The sequence below is a fragment of the Filobacillus milosensis genome (assembly GCF_004402015.1).
GTDB lineage: Bacteria > Bacillota > Bacilli > Bacillales > Alkalibacillaceae > Filobacillus > Filobacillus milosensis.
On sequence record NZ_SOPW01000006.1, the window covers coordinates 72,764 to 91,143 of the forward strand.

Sequence of the window (18,380 nt, forward strand, 5' to 3'; positions counted from 1 at the left end):
ACAGGCGGGCGCTTTCCGCGGGCACGGCCTCAACGAAGGTACATCAATGAATTCGCTTCATTGCACCTTTGCACCGAGGAAGCTTACTGCGAAGCAATACTAGTAGACGCAGGTGCATCTAACGTGATTTTCGGCTCGTGCTGTTTCAGCAGGAGTCGCCGCCTTTCGCTTTTCTCAGAACAATATCTACTTATAATTTTCACTATAAAATCTCGTTACGTTTTAAGGGTCCTATAAAAAACATGTATGCCCATATTATGGACATACATGCAACTTTAACTCATGCGTTCTATTCTCGATTTTACATAAAAATTTTCAAAAACTAGGGTAAAAATTAATCCTATTCCCCCATAGATTACTGCACCAACTATATCTGTGGCTATGATAAACATGATGAATAAAACCATTACTTTAACCAACATAAGCAAAAAGATTAATTGATGTACAGCTTTTTTCCTTATATCTGATTCAACAGGATACAGCTGAACCCAATCAATCGTTTTATGGTGATTGTAAATCGTTATAAATTGAAAACCTGTTACAAATAAAAATAACAGCGCAAATATGAGCTTGCCCCAAAAAATAGGAACCCAGAAAGTAAAGAAGACTGTCAGCAACATTAATCTTAAGTACATCCCAAAATAATCTCCGTTTCTGACAAACGTAATTAAATAGAGATAAATATAAGTACTCGATTGATCAAATTTAATTGGCTGTGTAACTAGCCTGACTAGAGCGTGACGCTTCTTAGGTTTTCGTCTTAAATCTGGAACATCTGTCGACATATTCGCAATTCGATAAAAAAACTGCAACCTGGCATCCTCTTTTTCAATTAAAACATCCCATGGCAAACTATATTTCTGATAGATATTCCAATAGTTAAGGAATGCTACTCCAACAATTAATGTACCCGCAATAATTGATAACATTATCTCTCCATTAACTAAGAAAAACACGAGCATCACATTAATAACAAACCTGACAGCTAAATCTAAGTAATGTATTCGTTGATCACGAGTTTTCTCTAAAAAGCAGACCGCAAGTAAGTTACCGACTTTAACAGCAATTAAAGCTCCTAAAATGACTAATAAATAACTAGCATCCACTTCACCATAAAGTTTTAAATAAAGTGGCGTAAAGACAAAGAGAAATATTGCTAACCAATACCCTTGCATGATCAAGCTATAAACCATACCATTTCGAATATACGGGTTTAGGCGATTTTCAACACTTAATAAAAACACAGTATCTGCTTCTTTAAAGAATGTACGTACAGGACTGTGCGTTAACAACACACCTAAGACGCCCGCCATAATCCAATCGACTCTTAACGTGTATGGGACCGTTTCTAGCCACTGCTGATAGAAATAAGCACCGGCCGCCACAAAAAAGATCAGAGCGAAAGCTAAATGATCATTAAAAATTAATCTTAAATAACGACTCACCATTTTGACATGACTACTAAATCGTTCTTTCCATAACTGATTCGTATCCATTACTCATCGTCCTTTGTCAATTGTACGTAGATATCATCCAAACTGGCACCAGGCATATTGAATTCTTGCTGTAATTCACTTAAGGTGCCTTTTGCTCTAATCTTTCCATGATGAATAATCACAAAACGGTCACAATACTTCTCTGCAGTTGCTAAAATATGTGTCGACATTAATACCCCTGCACCCTGCTCCTTCATTTCATTCATCGTATCTAAATATGATTGAATACCAAGTGGATCTAATCCAACAAATGGTTCGTCCACAATATACAATGATGGTCGAACTAAAAACGCGCACATAATCATTACTTTTTGGCGCATTCCTTTTGAAAAATGTACTGGAAACCATTTGCGTTTATTCTCTAAACGAAATTCTTTTAATAAAACATTAGTACGCTCTTTATATGTTTCTTCATCAATACCATATGCCATGGCTGTTAATCGCAAGTGTTCCTCTAACGTTAACTCTTCATATAACATTGGCATCTCAGGTATGTAAGCGAACTCTCTTCGATAAACTTCTAAATCGTCGGCTACTGATTTACCGTTTATTTTCACTGATCCTTTTTTAGGACTCATTAATCCAATAATATGTTTAATCGTCGTACTTTTTCCAGCACCATTTAGACCGATTAAACCTACAACTTCACCTTTTTTAACCTCAAAGTCAATTCCGTGTAGAACATTCTGCTGGGTATACCCACCAACTAATTGCTGAATAGATAATAATTCACTCATATAATCCCTCTTTTCTATCTAACCTCACTTATTGTTTATCATACCAAAAAAATGGATAGATTTAATAGAAATGACGTATTCTTCTGTTATTCGACACAGGCTTACGTTAAAATAAATAGTAAGAAGATGCACAAGGAGGACGTAGTTTATGTCAGACTGTATATTTTGCAAAATTATCGACGGTGAAATCCCTTCAGCCAAAATTTATGAGGACGAGCATGTATATGCCTTCTTAGACATTAGCCAAGTTACTGAGGGGCATACATTAGTTATTCCTAAAAACCACAAACAAGGCGTTTTTGAACTTGATGAAGAAACTGCTTCAAACTTATTTAAGGCAGTACCTAAAGTAGCGAATGCTATTAAAGCCGCTTACAAGCCAAAAGGTATGAATATCCTTAATAACAATGGTTCCTTTGCGGATCAAACTGTGTTCCATATCCACCTTCATCTCATTCCACGATATGATGAGAATGATGGATTTAAATCACAGTGGGTAACAAATGACCAGAAATCTCCTGAGCAATTACAAGAAATAGCTGCAAATATTACTAATCATTTTTAATATTTGCTAAATGTACCTTTGTCCACTATAATTCGCACTAAACATTATAAAGAAAAACGGGTATAATAACAGTAAGGATGAAAGGAGACGATATGATGGCAAGCGGGAAATCACTAATGCTCGGCGTTTTTTTTGGAAGCGTTGTCGGAGCTTCAGTATCATTACTAACTACACCTAATTCTGGTGAAGAATTACGTACTAAAGTCAAGGATCAAAGTGACCGCCTTCGTGATATTGCTCAACAAATTCGTGAAGACGGTTTAGACTTAAAAAATCAATTATCAAAAACATCAAAAGAAGGTGCAGCTCTACTAAGAGATCTTTCTGAAGATATTAAAGTATCGGTAGAAAGCTGGAAAGAAACCATTGAACCTCACCAGGAAAATTTACAAGAACACCTTCGTCAAATTGAAGAGAGTATTAAAGAGTTAGAAGATAAAGTTAAAGAAAACCCAAAACAAGAAGTGTAATGATGAACTCGATTGCTAATTGCAATCGAGTTCTTTATGAAATTAAGAAAATCAAAAGAGATAATTTCTTTCAAATTGAGTATGGTCATTTAAAACTATAAACATTCATATTAGTATCATTATACATATGTAAACAAAAAACCTATTGGTTAACAATTGCACCAATAGGTTTTTTAAATTATTCAGCTGGTTCAAGATCCTCAATTGAACTTATATCCATATATCCTGGTACTACTACGCCAATTTTAGCGCCTTCCAGATTTGGACCTAGATCAACGATATCATTTTTTACTTTATTATAGAAGTCTTTATGTGTTGCGGGTAACCAAGCTGCTAAGGTTGCATCAACATCACCGTTAGCTACCGCTTCAAATACTGCAGCAGGATCAACCGGCGTAACAGTTACATCAAATCCTTTTTGCTCCATAACTTGAGCTAACACGCTAGATGATGCACGCTCTGAATCCCAAGGTGTTGATGAAAATTCAACTTTCACACCATCAACATCTTCAACACCATCAGTCCATTGCGAAACTTTATTTTGGTTATCTTCAACCCAACGCGAAGCAACAGCATCGATTGAATCACCAGTGTCTTTTGATTCATACATAATGGATTCCATATCTTCTACGGTCCAGTTAAATTGATCGATAATCTTGTATGCGTTAGGCTTATCTTCTTCCAAACCTTTACGTGCAAGTGTTTGGATGTTCTCTGCACCACCATAAACACCTTTAGGATCTTCCAGATATTTCAGGTCTGGAAACTTAGCAAATTTCCAGTGTGGATTCCAGCCAGTAACTATAATTGGTTCTTCGTTGTCAATAGCTTCTTCCAACGCTGTAACCATAGCAGCAGTAGAAGAGGTTTCTAGTGACCAACCATTTAAGCTATCATACTCTTTAATAGCTTTTTCAGTTGTTACTGTAATCCCTGCACCAGGTTCAATACCCGTAATTGTATATTCAACTTCTTCACTAATGTTCTGCTTATTATCTTCTCCATCAGAACCGTTAGTATTATCACTTGTTTCATCACTTCCGCATGCTGAAATGAGTATTAATGACAACATAGTGATGAAAATAAAGCTGTATTTCTTAATAAGAAACATAAATTATTCTACACCTTTAGTCCATTCAGAAACTTTGTCTTGGTTTTCTTCAACCCAAGCTGCTGCAGCTTCTTCAGGTGATGTACCATTTTGCACTTCTAGCATAATGCTTTCCATGTCAGCAGTTTCCCAGCTGAACTGATCTAATACTTTGTACGCGTTCGGCATATCTTCTTCTAAGTCTTGACGTACCATTGTTTTAATTTCTTCTTCTCCACCGAATACACCTTCAGGATCTTCTAGATACTTAAGGTCATACTCTGCGAATTTCCAGTGTGGAGTCCAACCAGTCACAGCGATTGGATCTTCATTGCTAATAGCTTCGCCTAATGCTGTCGCCATTGCACCACTTGAAGAAGGTACTACTGACCAGCCTTCAAGCTCTGGGTATGTTTCTACTGCTTTCTCAGCTGCTTTTACAACACCTGCACCAGCTTCAATACCTGTAATTTCTTGACCCATTCCTTCAGCATAGTTAGATAAATCAGAAATTGTAGTTGCATCTTCCATGTATTTTGGAACAACTAAACCGATTTTTGCACCTGATAAGTTAGGGCCTAAGTCTACTAATTGATCTTTGTATTCTGCATAAAGATCACCGTGTGTCGCTGGTAACCAAGCTGCTACCATACCATCAGCATCACCTGATGCAATTGATTGCCACATTGCAGCATTATCAATTGGAGTTAATTTTACTTCATATCCTAAATCTTCTAATACCTTACCTACAACGTTTGTTGAAGCAATTTCAGAGTCCCACTCTACATATACTAATTCGATCTCTTTACCTTCTCCAACTTTTGTTGCTTCACCTTCGCCTTCACCGTTTCCATTACCTTCGTCATCAGAACCGCCGCAAGCAGCAAGAACTAAGACTAAAGCTAACATAGCTACTAAGCCTAATGATTTCCATGTTTTAAACATGTTAAATCGACTCCCCTTTTCTAAAATAATTAATATTGTTTATTGTAAACTTCCACATTTGGAAGTAATACACTATGCACTTTCCTTGTTAAGGTTTTGAGTAATACGATCAATAATAATCGCTAATATAACAATACCTAAACCAGCTACAAACCCTGTACCAGCATTGGCACGTTGTAACGCTGATAGTACTTCACGGCCTAATCCTGGCGCACCAATCATTGAGGCAATTACAACCATTGATAATGATAGCATCACGGTTTGGTTTACCCCGGCCATAATTGTGGTTTTAGCCATTGGTAATTCAACTTTAAATAATTTCTGTGAACCTGTTGTACCAAATGCATCTGAGGCTTCAACTAATTCTTTAGAAACTTGTCGAATCCCTAGATTAGTAAAACGAACCACAGGAGGTGTTGCGAATATAAATGACGCAAACACACCAGGAACCATACCGATTCCAAAGAACGCAACAGCCGGAATTAAGTAAACAAAGGCTGGCATCGTCTGCATAAAGTCTAATATTGGTTTGATAATATTCTCTGCTAAATTACTTTTAGACATTAAAATTCCAACTGGAATACCTACTATAACAGAGATTAGACTTGCTACTAACACTAATGTGAAAGTTAGCATTAATTCTTCCCATAACTGTTGGTTATAAATAAATAGCAAACCAACTAATGAGAATGTTGCTAAACCGAATTTCTTACCCGTGATGAAAAATGCTATTAAGACCACTAGTACAATCACTATACTTGGTGGAATTTCTGCTAACATATCAGCAAAATCTTCTAGTTTATCTCCGAAGTCATTTTTAATCGGATCGAAAAACCAACTAAATTTCTCAGTAATCCATTTTACTGATTTATTTACAAACTCAGCAACAGGAAGAGTCTCCTCTTTTAATGAAGAAATAAAACTTAACACCGTTAAATGAAATAAATTAAGCATCATCTCCGTTCACCTCATTTCCATTCGCCAATGCTGCAATGACTGCTCCACGTACAATAATTCCTCGTAGTTTACCATCTTCAACAACGGCAACCGGAACAGAAGCGTCATGTATAATATCAAAAATTTCTTGAATTGACGTGTCTTTTTCGACAGTCGGCATGTCAGTGCGTAATATCTCTTTAAGATCTTTCTTTTCCTGCTTTTTAGCATCAGAAACATCATCTGCAGTAACATAACCTTTTAAATTGCGTGAACGGTCAACCACGTAAATGCTAGATAAACCTTGTTCGCGAATTCTTTCTAATGCCACGCGCGGACCATGCTTATCAATATCAACTGTTTCTGGTCGTTTCATAATGTTTTCAGCTGTAAGTACTTTAGAACGATCGACATCCTCAACAAATTTCTCAACATAATCATTCGCTGGATTAATAAGAATTTCTTCCGGTGATCCAATTTGTACTATAGAACCATCTTTCATTAGTGCAATTCGGTCACCTATTCTTAATGCCTCATCTAAATCGTGCGTGATGAAGATAATTGTTTTCTGCATTTTCTCTTGAAGATCTAATAATTCATCCTGCATATCTTTACGAATTAATGGATCTAATGCAGAGAACGCTTCATCCATAAGTAAAACTTCTGGGTCATTGGCCAATGCACGCGCTAAACCAACACGCTGCTGCATGCCTCCAGATAATTGACTTGGATATTGCTCAATAAAGCTTCCAAGACCAACTAACTCTAAAGCTTCTTTGGCTTTCTTTGAACGCTCTTCTTTATTTATCCCTTGGACTTCTAGACCAAACTCAGTGTTTTCTAGGACCGTTTTAAATGGGAAAAGAGCAAACTTTTGGAATACCATACTCATTTTCTCTCTACGTACTTTACGTAAATCATCTTTGTTCATTTTTGCTAAATTTTCATTATCAATTTCAACATCGCCCTCAGTCGGCTCAATTAATCGATTTAACAAACGAACTAATGTTGATTTACCACTACCGGAAAGGCCCATAATAACGAATACTTCGCCTTCTTCGACCTCAAAGCTTGCGCGGTTAACCCCTACCGTACAGCCGGTTTTTTCTAGTATTTCTTCTTTCTTTAAACCTTCATCCAGTAATTTTTGTGCTTCTTTTGTTTTCTTACCAAAAATCTTTGATAGATTATTGACTTTGATTACTGGCACGCATTTCACCTCTCGTCCTTATATCCATTTTTTCTATTACTTTTTGACTACTTTGTAATCGCTCTGTAATCAATCACTTGTATTACTATAGTAGTTTATCCATCCTATTTCAAACATCATAAACTTTTAAATCAGTTTGTTTAGTCTGTACAGTTTAAACTTTACAAACTTTAGGAGCTTATTTAGCTTATTTTCTTTAATTTACTCCAAATAACTACCATACATACAATTTTCAATTTATATAAAAGTAAGATAAGGTAAGTATTAGTATTTGACAAGGAGGCAGTTCGATTCCTACTATGATGACTAATCATGAGCAAGAACGTCTAGAAAATATTAATAATTTAATGATCTCTGAGTTCTCTAAAACATTAGAAATGTTTGCTTTAAATAAAACTGAAGCTCAATTGTTTGTCACATTATTTTTAAATGACGAACCTATGACTTTGGATGATATGAAAGAAGTGCTAGGAAAAAGTAAAACAGCAATGAGTACTTCTATCCGTACATTACTAGATTACAATTTAGTGGAAAAGGTATTTATAAAAGGGGCACGCAAAGATCTATATCAAGCGAAGAAAGACCTTTATGAGAAATTCATGAAAACTTATGTTAATCGATGGTTAGAAGCACTAGATCGACAAGTTCATAGCTTAGAATCTATTGAAAAAGAGTTAAAAAAATTAGATACTAATGGTGAGAACATCTCACATAAAATTCATGAAGCCATTAAATTTCACCAATCATTAGAAGAAGTATTTCAACAAATTAGTAAATATGACCAATAATTAGATATTCTTTCTAAAACACTATAATAACGCACCTTAGAGTTGGCAGTGTACAATCTACTGCCAACTCTATTTTTATATATAGTTATGTTAAAATAGGTACATAAACTTACATTTTGAGGAGTCGGTTTGGTGAATAAAGAAACTTATTCATGGCAGGAAGCTATCTTATATTCACACAAGATGGCACAATTGACAAAAGCAATTTGGAAATCAATTGAGAAAGATTGGCAAGAATGGATTAAACCATTTGACCTTAACCTAAATGAACACCATGTTCTGTGGATAGCTTATCATCTTAGAGGAGCTACTGTATCAGAGATATCTAAATTTGGTGTTATGCATGTATCTACCGCTTTTAATTTCTCTAAGAAATTAGAAAAAAGAGGACTATTAACGTTCTCAAAAAAAGAAGAAGATAAACGAAATACCTATGTGAAATTAACTGAAGAAGGTGTTCGTTTATTTGAAGAAACAATGGCAGAGCATGATCCGGAGAAAAACAGTGTCATGCAAGCTTCTTTGCCCTTAAAAAGTATTTATGGAAGTTTCCCAGAATTTCAAGAGTTAGAATCAATTGTTAAGCACTTATACGGTGATGAATATTTAGAAATATTAGATCGTTCTTTAGAGAGTATTAGAAAAGAATATTAATATAATAAAAAAATCTTTTAGCCCCAACACACCGGTGCTTTAAGGATTCTCTAAAAAACTAGAAAAAAATCTTAAAAAAGGGTTGAAAATTTCCTTTAATCAGCGTATTATTCGTTGAGAGCTATTATTAATTAAATACTCAACGAAGATATTACTGTTATAAAGGAGGCCCTATTATGACATGCTGGAAATCTATTAACGTTACGAAAGAACTCGGTTATAATAGGTTAGTCATTTTATCGACTTTATTAGGTATTACAACATTCATGTTCATGTATGTACCTTTTTCAATTATATATCAAGGTGTTACAATAGAAGCTCCAAGCATATATATTGTGTTAAGTAGTCTAATTTTGTTACCAGTTTTACACAAATTAGCACATGCCATTCCTTTATTGTTTACTGATAAGGAATTTCAATTTCGTTGGAGTTTCAAATATAGATATTTTCCAATGTTAAAGATTAAAATGAAGTCAAGTCTATCGAAAAGAACTTCGATTCTCACAATGGTAGCACCAAGTTTATTCATTACCCTACCATTAATGTTGGCTCTGGTTGGGTTTCCAATGTATTTCCCAATTCTAATACTTTGCTTAGCCTTAAATATTGGAGTATCATTACCAGATTGGATCGCTTTAGCTTATTTTACAAAAGCTCCAAAAAATAGTGTGATTGAGAAATCTCGTGAGAATTATGATATATTAATTAAATCACCGTAAAAACAGGAGGCGATACTTTGCTATTTATTTATGTACCTTTTGCGTTATTCATTTTATATACCTTTAATTCTTTAGCACAACGTTTCTGTGAAAAATCTGAACTATCTTCAGAAAAAAGCAGCAAAGTATTTAGAACAATAAACGTTGCCATGCTAATTTTGTTACTTTCATCTTACTACGAAGTGAATTATCTATAATAAATTTATAAAGGGTTGTTCAGTACATACTGAACAACCCTTTTTCATGCCCATTTCATTTAATTTTAGTACCAGCTAGCACCTACAATGATTAATAAAATGAACAATACAACGATTAACGCGAAACCGCCACCATAGCCTTTGTTACTCATTCCATTCACCTCCTTGGTTACTTAACTACAAGTATTTTATGTATAATCACCCTGTTTCGTTTAGGCGTTTATATAAAATTATATCGTTACTTACTTATCGAAGTATGATATATTATTGATTAGAATGATTACATAATATAGGAGTGTGTAGACAGATGAAGAAATTTTTACTTATTGGACTTGCATTATGCCTAACAATATTGGCTGCTTGCACCGAAGAAGAAAGTCAAGATCCTGAAGTGATAGCTGAAACAGCTGCAGGGGATGTTACAAAGGAAGATTATTATAATGAACTAAAAGAACTTTACGGTGAACAAGTTCTTAAAAATATGATTACACGTAAGGTATTGAATGATAAATTAGGTGAAGAAAACAAAGTTACGATGGAAGAGATCGATAAAGAAATTCAGAAAACCAAAGAACAATTAGGACAACAATTTAACATGGTTTTACAACGACAAGGATTTAAAAATGAACAAGAATTTAGATATGCTTTACTATTGAGTAAAATTCAATACGAATTAGCGAAACAAGACATTGATGTTTCTGAAGAAGATATCAAAAAACAATATGAGCGTTCTAAAACTGAAATACAAGCTAGGCACATTCTAGTAAAAGACAAAGAAACAGCTCAAGAAGTATTAGATAAATATAAAAATGGTACAGACTTTGCCGAATTGGCTAAGGAATATTCAACAGACGGCTCAGCTCAAAATGGCGGAGATCTAGGCTTTTTCTCGACAGGAGATATGGTTAAACCTTTCGAAGATGCGGCTTACTCACTTGAAGTTGGTGAAGTTAGCGAACCTGTAAAATCAGAATTTGGCTGGCATGTCATTAAAGTGGAAGATAAACAGAAAGTTGAAGTCGAGCCTTACGAGGATGTAAAAGAAAATATCGAAGAAAAATTAACAATGAAGCAAGTTGATCAGGAAAAATTAAAAAAGCAGGTTCAATCAATTCTAGATGAATCTGATATTGATGTTAAAGTAGAAGAATACAAAAACTTATTTAATTAGAATTTATAAAAGAGGTGCTATTCATTTGAATAGCACCTCTTTTTAATAAACTGTTGAAATAAGTCATTTAGTTCTTATCTTGATCATTATTTTCTTCTTCTCGCTCTTTTTTAAGATATTCCTTGAGATGTTGTTTCAATTGATTGATTTGTGTTATATAGTAATTCTTGTTATGTGAATCAATATCGCTAAAACCGTAACGAACATTTCGATAAATTTGAATAACATCATCATCGACTAAATGCTTGATGTTATACCTTTGAAGATAGTCATGAATCGATTCATCTTTGTAGCGTCCAATTCCTTTCTTGGCAGCCCATTCTTCTAATTTAAAGAACTCTTTTCTAACCTCATTTTTAGGGGCTTTGCTGCCTTGTCTAAACTTCCACAACTTCTTTTCCCTAGTAAGATTTGATGTCGATGCAAAATCATCATTATTCCTATCAGATAATTTTACTGACTTCATTAATGTATGTCTCTTCTTATAGATAATTAATATTAATATGATTGTTACTACAACAAAAAACGCGATCATTAAATGTTCGGAAGTAATAACAGGTTCTGAAGCACGTTCAGTTAAAGAATCTTCAGGCCTCTCACCCGTTCCTTGTTCAATTTCTTGTTCATCTTCTTCTTCAGCTTCTTTAGGTTCAATCGTTTCTACATATTTAAAAAGAGGCCTTAAAATCGTAACAAATAAGCCTATTACACCATGTATAGCGGTGTAATAAATGTTACGTAAAATTGGATAAGCACTATAGATTAAAGTCGCCCCTCCAAATAATAGAAAAATAAGAAATGCAAAAGTATATAATCTTTTCTTTAAGCTGTTACCTTCCTGTGAAAATAAATGAAAAATTAACTTACCAACAAACAGTACACTTAGCTGAATAACCAACATTAACACAATACCATCCGCATATTCAGAATGTTGATAAACACCAATGATATGACCAAGAAAAGTTGCTGCAATTGCAATCCCTATATAAGTCGTTTCAGTTTCTAACTCAGCAACATCGTCGTGTCTAATCATTCTCCAAACTAAGAAACCACTAAAAAATAAAGAAGCAATTATACTTAAGCCACTGACCCATGCAATAAGAAAAAACAAAGGTGTTAAACTTATAAAGTGAAATAACTTCAATTTTTCTTGAAAAGTTGTTTTTAAGAATAAGTAAATAGCAATTGAAATGGTCACATAAAATAAAAAGCTAATAATTTGTGGTTCTTGTTTAAACAGTATTAGATAAGCAAAATAAAGAATCCACAGGGTAAAAATCTCTATTACAATTTTTTGCGATTTAATGAACGGATGATTATGGTTATGCATGATTAGATATGCCTCCCTTCATGAGTAAAGGAAGGATTTCGGCCTGTTGTGCCTCATTAAGATAATAAATTGAGTGACCTTGATTAATCCACTCCTTAAAAATCCTCTGTTGTGAAGCATTAAATGAACCGATTTGAATAATATACGGCGCTTTATTCTGATGTGAAGCCTGTTCTAATGTGTGCGTATAGTTAGCTGTTAAACCTAAAGGATTAATTCGTGCTAGTAACTCTAATGCACGCATATAGTGATTTTTTCCTTCGCCTAAAGGTAAATGAACATATGGTAATCCCTTAAACCCTCTAACATTGATGTAAATTTCAAATGGGATATTATGCTCTGTTGCATATCTGCACATATAAGCTGTGTATTCAAGATAATTTTCTATTTCACTAAATAAATTTACACCGTGGTGAACTTTAATATTTAACATAAAACACCAGGACAGCTGATTAACCTTTTCAACAATTTTCGTTTGCAGCTCTTGCTTTCTTGCTGTAGCTTTCCAGTGGATACGGTTAAACGGATCACCACTGACATAATCACGTGTTCCATATTGAAGTAAAGGCTGCTCAAATATCGAGTGTTGAGCTTGTTGATCACCACTATTGCTTGGCTCTATCAGATTTAGTCCTTCTACCTGCTTTAGGCTCGGATAAATAATAATTTCTTGTTTATATATTTTGTTATAGCTAAGGTTAATCTGCCCTAACCCCATGATGTTAGGAATATAAATTCTTATACTTCGAATCTTACCAATTCCCCTTCTAACAGACTGAACAGGTAAAGAAATGTTCTTTTCCTCAAAACTTAATAATGTTAAAGGTAATTGGATGGTTTCTGTATCTGTTTGATGATTTTTGTCTTCAAACTGTGATTCTAAGACCTGATCATATGTAATCTCTAATCTAGCATTAATGATTGGCAAAATACCCTTTTGAATAATATGAAACTCAATCATTTCATCATCACCAGGATAACTTCTCAGTTTCCTTGTAGGATCTTCAAGAATTAAATAATCATCGACATGTTTTTCGTAAAAGGTGCTAATTAAATAAATTAGAATTAGAAACACGCCTAAAAACATGAGTATAGGAAACTGACCAAATGTACTAAAGAAGCTGACGATAATAAAAACTCCACCCGGGATAAGTAGTGCAAGAAATAGATTGGAGCTTTTTACATATTTCCTAAACATTATCGCTCGACTCCGACTTCAACAGGTACTTCAACTGTTCTTAAAATATCCTCCATAACTTCAAGCTGATTTCTTTTCGTAGCTGCCTCTAATGTTAATACTAATCGGTGAGCCAATACGTTTAACGCCATCTCTTTTATATCTTCAGGTATTACATAATTTCTACCTTTCATCGCTGCATGAGCTTGTGAGGCACGCATCAATGCTAATGTTGCTCTGGGGCTTGCACCGACCATAGTTGACTCACTTTCTCTTGTTGCGTGGATTATTGAAAGGAGATATTTCTCCACTTCATCTGATAATTGAATAGCTTTAACTTGCTTTTGGAATTCAATAAGTTGTTCTTTAGAGATCGATGACTGTAATTGTTCTAAAGGTTGCGAGGTCTTGTAAGCGTGCATAATCGATTGTTCTTCGTCAAACGATGGGTAACCCATATCAATTTTCATGAAGAAACGGTCCATTTGCGCTTCAGGTAAGTCAAAAGTTCCTTGTTGAGATTCAATGGGGTTTTGTGTAGCGATAACAATAAATGGTTGTTCAATTGGCACGGTTGTCCCATCAATAGTAACTTGTTTCTCTTCCATAACTTCTAACAGTGAGGACTGTGTTCTTGGAGTGGCTCGGTTTATTTCATCAGCTAAAAGCACGTTAGTGACAACTGGACCTACTCTTAACTCAAATTGCTGGTCTTTAGGGTTAAAAAAGTGAATCCCCGTCACATCTGAAGGTAAAACATCTGGAGTAAACTGAATTCGTTTGAAATCCCCTTCAATTGATTTGGCCATACTTTTAGCAAGCATTGTCTTACCAGTACCAGGAACACTTTCTAAAAGAACATGCCCCTGGTTGATTAGAGCATTTGCGATTAACTCAATTACATTATCCTTACCTATAATGACTTGTCCGATTTGGTTCTTCAATTCTTGCGAAAAATCCTTTAATTCCATTTCCTCTCTCCCCTTTATTACTCAATCTTTGGTTTATAAAAAGAACGATTCTCTAATGGATATATACGATCAGTGAACTCTCCAGGTTTCACTTTATCTAAAGCTCGATTCATCATATTCATTTTGGCATCTACAAGGTCGATTAAGTGAAGAACTTCTGCTTCTCTAATCTGTGGTGGCTTAGGGCTTCCCCACTCTGACTTTCCATGGTGACTCAGGATAAGGTGTTGTAGTAATAATACTTCTTCCCCTTCAATTCCAAGTTCGTTAGCAGCTTCTTTAACCTCATCGACCATGATTGTAATGTGTCCTAACAATTTCCCCTCAAGTGTGTAAGACGGTGACATGGGACTAGAAAGTTCTTTTACCTTTCCGATGTCATGTAATATGATCCCTGCATATAACAGGTCAGCATCTACATCTGGATAAAGTTCAACTAATTGTTTTCCTAATTTCAACATGGAAACAACATGGTGAGCTAATCCTGCGGCATATTCATGGTGATTTTTTGTCGCAGCAGGGTAAGTGAATAATTCATGTTCATATTTTTTTAGGAAATATCTAACAATTCTTTGAATGTTAGGGTTTCTCATTTCAAAAATTATTTTAGTCATGTACTCCTGCATTTCAACTACTTCAATTGGAGCTTTTTCCATGAAGTCTTCGGGGTGAATACCATCAGCAGCCGATGCTAATCGAATCTGCCTAACATTAAGTTGTGGCTTTCCTCGAAATTGCCTAATCTCCCCTTGAACATTAACGACGCTTTCTGGGGTAAATACCTCTTCATCATCCTTTGTTACTTCCCATAACTTCGCTTCAATTTCACCGGATTTATCCCTGAACACAATTGTAAGAAAGGGTTTACCGTTACTAGCAACTCCTTTATCAGACGATTTGATCAAAAGAAAACCTTCAAACTGTTCCCCAACTGACGCATGAGCAATTCCTTGACTCATTAAAATCTCCCCCTAACTAACGTAAATAGATTGATTTATATCTTTGGCGTTTAACTTACTGTCTTGGTCAAATGTTAAATAAATGACTTGTTGTTCCTCTGCAATTTCTTCTAATTGCTTTAAGATTTGTTCTCTTCTCTCAAAATCAAAGTGAACAAAGGCGTCATCAAATACAAAAGGTACCCTCACGAGACGTTTGATTGAATCATTCAAGGCTAATCTTAACGATACATATAATTGATCAGCCGTGCCTTCTGATAGTTGATGGACATGATACCATTCCCCATGACTACTTTTCACTGAGATGGTTTCTTCTGTTTCCGAGAAAATAATTTCATTATATCGACCATTTGTCAATTTCTCAAAATATTTTCTAGTTTGTTCCATGATACCAGGTAAATAGACATTTTGATACCTGTTCTTAGTATCTTTTAAGTACCCTTGAGCAGTTTTCACCACCGCCCATTCTTTAGCTAAATCTACAATCTCACTCTCCAACTGAGCACGTTGGTGAATAAGGTCAGAAAGTCGACCATTTTCCTCTAACTGAGAGATTTGTGCTCGCTTTTCAGATATTAAGTTTCGCTTCGTTTCCATTAAATCAATTATCTTGCTTAGATTTATTTCATTCATTTCGAGTTGTTCTTCTAAGTCCGCCCAATTATGATGTTTATTAATTAATTCATTCGTTTCATCACCGAAAACTTCGAAAACGATTGAATAAGCTTCTTTTAGTTGTTCTTGTTTAGACAAGTATATTTGATGATCATCACACAACTTATTAAATTCCTCTTCAGATGAAGCATTAACTTGATTAAATAATGACTTCTTCTCCTGACTATAAGGTTCAAAAGCTGCTTGTTCTTTGGTTATTTCATGTTGCTTGTCAATTAACCAGTCTGTGTTTTGTTTAATCTGTTGTTGCCATGTTTTTTCTTGATCAATCAAATCTTTAAGAAACGTCCACAACAACTCTGTTTGGATACTTGTTGATGATTCATATAAATGAATAATCTGCTTCGCTTGGCCTTTAAGAATGTTTTGGCGTGATTGTCTATCATTTAACTGCTTTTCTAAATCCATAATCATTTCGGCATTATGTTTAGCTTGTTGAAGAGAACTGAATACATTTGGCCAATGAAATAATTCAAATTGCTCCAGGAAGTTATATTGATGTAATTCCTGTTCAATCTTCTGCTCAATGGAATGAAATTCTTCCTCCACAATGTCTAAATCTGTTTCTAACTCGTTTAAAGTTGTTTGTAAAACTTGAATTTGATTTTTTACTTCATTTAGCTCCTTCTCTTTTTTGTTATGAGTTTCTAAATCTGAACGGAGTTGAAGGAGTTTAGCTGTTACATCCTGATTATGATCTTTCGATTTCACAGAGGTATTCATCGATTGTTTAACTCTCTTGTGTTGTTGATTTAATATGCTGAATGAGAAAATAGATACTAGTAATAAAACAGACACGATGACGTAATCTACACCACTACTTGAGAATAAAAATATAGTGTACAGGGCAGTGATCATTAATAAAGCTAATGGAAGAGTGAATTTCGCTGCACCTAAAAATTTACTAATTTTACTAACCGTTGATTGTTGGTGAATCAATTCATTTTCAAATTCTTTTTCTAATTCATGTTTTTGCTCCAGCATCTTAAGCTTTTCATAAGTTTCATTAAGTTGATTTAATTCATCCTCATTCAACATGTCTTGTTTAATCTGTTGATAAAATTTGTCTTTATGATCTAATTCTTCTGACTTTGCTTTATGTTTTCTTGAAATTGATTTCTTTTGATTACCTAACTCTTCCCATTTCTGAGCCAATCGCTTCCATCTTTCATTTGTATAATTATTTAAAGAAAGCTCGGTTAGCTCTTTAAGAGAAAAATTCAACCCTAAATCCTTCAACAGCCGTTGGCATTCATAGTTAATTTCTTTTCGTTGTTCATTTAATTGTTTGATGTTCTTACTAATCTCACTAACTTCTTCTACTAATGCTTTAGCTTCATCTATACTGATCTGCCAAAATTCAAGACGACTTTTCTTATTTAAGCTATCTAACGTTGAAGAAATTTGTTTTAAATCTTCGTTTAGTATGTTCAATTTTTCATTGACTAAGATTTCTTTTTCTTTAAGCTGTTCAAAACGTTGTTGTCCATTTTTAGGGAAATGTTTAATATGAGATAAGTCCTCTAATTCATTAGATAAAATTTGGTGTTTTACAACAGAGGATTTTGTTTGAAATAGTTTCTCTATATACTTGGTATGCTCTCGCTGCTGTTGTTCATTGTATTTTAAGTCGTTTAATTCATTTTCCATATCTCGTACTTGTTGATATAGATTTTGATGTTCCTTTTCAATTTTCTCAGTTTTTTCTATGTCTAAATTTAAGTTTTTAAGTTCATTTAATTTCTCATTAATAGGTGGCTTTTTACCTTGTTTTTTAAATAAAGAATCTGCTTTTCTGATTAAACTGTTCTCAAGTTCAACCATATGATCTGATCCTGTGAGTCCTACGTTAAACAATACTTTTCCTAAATCATCTGATTTATATCTTCTGATTGCTTGTAAATCCCGGTCTTGAAATGAAAAAATCGACTCAAATAAATGACGGTCCATGCCTCTGAGTAATTGGTTAATTTTTTCATCAGTAGTAGATTGTCCATTCACATAACCAGCTCGTTGTCCTCGATTTTGGTGCGAAAACCGTTCAATCACCCATTCATCATTGTCATGTGTAAGGATGAGTCTCCCTCCTAATTGACCATCAACCTTTGATGTATACCTTTCACGTTCCTCAGGTTTTAAACCAAAGAGAATATATGTCATAAACATCCTAATGGAAGACTTTCCTGCTTCGTTTGCACCGTGAAAAATATTGATCCCTGATTCTAAATGAATTTTTTCACGATTCCATTTTCCAAAAGATACAATATCTAATTGTTTAAATTTCATTCGA

18 protein-coding genes are annotated in these 18,380 nt (G+C 34.4%); 6 read left to right on the forward strand and 12 right to left on the reverse strand.

The window, feature by feature from the left end; all coding sequences use genetic code 11:
* Positions 1-275 precede the first annotated feature (275 nt).
* Positions 276-1,496, reverse strand: a complete 1,221-nt coding sequence (locus E3U55_RS07195; protein ID WP_134339759.1) for an ABC transporter permease — start codon at positions 1,494-1,496, stop codon at positions 276-278.
* Complete coding sequence (locus tag E3U55_RS07200) at positions 1,496-2,233, reverse strand: ABC transporter ATP-binding protein (RefSeq protein WP_134339760.1); 738 nt, start codon at positions 2,231-2,233, stop codon at positions 1,496-1,498. The genes E3U55_RS07195 and E3U55_RS07200 overlap by 1 nt, the downstream gene beginning before the upstream one ends.
* 148 nt (positions 2,234-2,381) lie before the next feature.
* Between E3U55_RS07200 and E3U55_RS07205 the strand changes: the two genes are divergently transcribed.
* Both E3U55_RS07205 and E3U55_RS07210 read left to right on the forward strand, forming a co-directional pair.
* Complete coding sequence (locus tag E3U55_RS07205) at positions 2,382-2,798, forward strand: HIT family protein (protein ID WP_134339761.1); 417 nt, start codon at positions 2,382-2,384, stop codon at positions 2,796-2,798.
* 95 nt (positions 2,799-2,893) lie between these two features.
* A complete protein-coding gene (locus E3U55_RS07210; RefSeq protein ID WP_134339762.1) occupies positions 2,894-3,268 on the forward strand; it encodes a YtxH domain-containing protein in 375 nt (124 codons plus the stop codon).
* A gap of 178 nt (positions 3,269-3,446) precedes the next feature.
* Here the strand turns inward: E3U55_RS07210 and E3U55_RS07215 are convergent, their stop codons facing one another.
* The 4 genes from E3U55_RS07215 to E3U55_RS07230 form a co-directional block, all read right to left on the reverse strand.
* On the reverse strand, positions 3,447-4,379 hold the full coding sequence (locus tag E3U55_RS07215) for a glycine betaine ABC transporter substrate-binding protein (protein WP_134339763.1): 933 nt from the start codon (positions 4,377-4,379) through the stop codon (positions 3,447-3,449).
* 3 nt (positions 4,380-4,382) lie between these two features.
* Positions 4,383-5,303, reverse strand: a complete 921-nt coding sequence (locus E3U55_RS07220; RefSeq protein WP_134339764.1) for a glycine betaine ABC transporter substrate-binding protein — start codon at positions 5,301-5,303, stop codon at positions 4,383-4,385.
* A gap of 72 nt (positions 5,304-5,375) precedes the next feature.
* Positions 5,376-6,257: an ABC transporter permease gene (locus tag E3U55_RS07225; protein ID WP_134339835.1), complete on the reverse strand. Its 882-nt coding sequence runs from the start codon at positions 6,255-6,257 to the stop codon at positions 5,376-5,378.
* A complete protein-coding gene (locus E3U55_RS07230) occupies positions 6,250-7,449 on the reverse strand; it encodes a quaternary amine ABC transporter ATP-binding protein (protein WP_134339765.1) in 1,200 nt (399 codons plus the stop codon). Before E3U55_RS07230 ends, E3U55_RS07225 begins: the two co-directional genes overlap by 8 nt.
* A gap of 299 nt (positions 7,450-7,748) precedes the next feature.
* Here E3U55_RS07230 and E3U55_RS07235 point away from each other — a divergent pair, with 299 nt between their 5' ends.
* The 3 genes from E3U55_RS07235 (at position 7,749) to E3U55_RS07245 (ending at position 9,610) form a co-directional block, all read left to right on the forward strand.
* Positions 7,749-8,237: a GbsR/MarR family transcriptional regulator gene (locus tag E3U55_RS07235; protein ID WP_228547495.1), complete on the forward strand. Its 489-nt coding sequence runs from the start codon at positions 7,749-7,751 to the stop codon at positions 8,235-8,237.
* A gap of 132 nt (positions 8,238-8,369) precedes the next feature.
* Positions 8,370-8,891 (forward strand): HTH-type transcriptional regulator Hpr, encoded by a 522-nt coding sequence (locus E3U55_RS07240; RefSeq protein ID WP_134339766.1) that lies wholly within the window; start codon positions 8,370-8,372, stop codon positions 8,889-8,891.
* A 176-nt stretch (positions 8,892-9,067) separates the two neighbouring features.
* The gene (locus tag E3U55_RS07245) at positions 9,068-9,610 is read left to right on the forward strand and encodes a DUF3267 domain-containing protein (protein ID WP_134339767.1); all 543 of its coding nucleotides are present in this window, start codon (positions 9,068-9,070) and stop codon (positions 9,608-9,610) included.
* Positions 9,611-9,872: 262 nt separating this feature from the next.
* On the opposite strand, the gene E3U55_RS07255 is transcribed toward E3U55_RS07245, so the two are convergent.
* A complete protein-coding gene (locus E3U55_RS07255) occupies positions 9,873-9,959 on the reverse strand; it encodes a YjcZ family sporulation protein (RefSeq protein ID WP_134339837.1) in 87 nt (28 codons plus the stop codon).
* A 155-nt stretch (positions 9,960-10,114) separates the two neighbouring features.
* On the opposite strand from E3U55_RS07255, the gene E3U55_RS07260 reads away from it, so the two are divergent.
* Positions 10,115-10,978 (forward strand): peptidylprolyl isomerase, encoded by an 864-nt coding sequence (locus tag E3U55_RS07260; protein ID WP_134339769.1) that lies wholly within the window; start codon positions 10,115-10,117, stop codon positions 10,976-10,978.
* A gap of 67 nt (positions 10,979-11,045) precedes the next feature.
* On the opposite strand, the gene E3U55_RS07265 is transcribed toward E3U55_RS07260, so the two are convergent.
* From E3U55_RS07265 to E3U55_RS07285, 5 genes are read right to left on the reverse strand one after another with little or no spacing between them, the layout of a single operon-like run.
* Positions 11,046-12,308 (reverse strand): hypothetical protein, encoded by a 1,263-nt coding sequence (locus E3U55_RS07265; protein WP_134339770.1) that lies wholly within the window; start codon positions 12,306-12,308, stop codon positions 11,046-11,048.
* Positions 12,301-13,506: a DUF58 domain-containing protein gene (locus E3U55_RS07270; RefSeq protein ID WP_134339771.1), complete on the reverse strand. Its 1,206-nt coding sequence runs from the start codon at positions 13,504-13,506 to the stop codon at positions 12,301-12,303. Before E3U55_RS07270 ends, E3U55_RS07265 begins: the two co-directional genes overlap by 8 nt.
* Positions 13,506-14,456 carry an AAA family ATPase gene (locus E3U55_RS07275; protein WP_134339772.1) on the reverse strand — a complete coding sequence of 317 codons (951 nt, stop codon included), beginning with the start codon at positions 14,454-14,456 and terminating at the stop codon, positions 13,506-13,508. The genes E3U55_RS07270 and E3U55_RS07275 overlap by 1 nt, the downstream gene beginning before the upstream one ends.
* Before the next feature lie 17 nt (positions 14,457-14,473).
* Positions 14,474-15,415: a 3'-5' exoribonuclease YhaM gene (gene yhaM, locus E3U55_RS07280; RefSeq protein ID WP_134339773.1), complete on the reverse strand. Its 942-nt coding sequence runs from the start codon at positions 15,413-15,415 to the stop codon at positions 14,474-14,476.
* 12 nt (positions 15,416-15,427) lie between these two features.
* The gene (locus E3U55_RS07285; RefSeq protein WP_134339774.1) at positions 15,428-18,376 is read right to left on the reverse strand and encodes an AAA family ATPase; all 2,949 of its coding nucleotides are present in this window, start codon (positions 18,374-18,376) and stop codon (positions 15,428-15,430) included.
* Positions 18,377-18,380 lie beyond the last annotated feature (4 nt).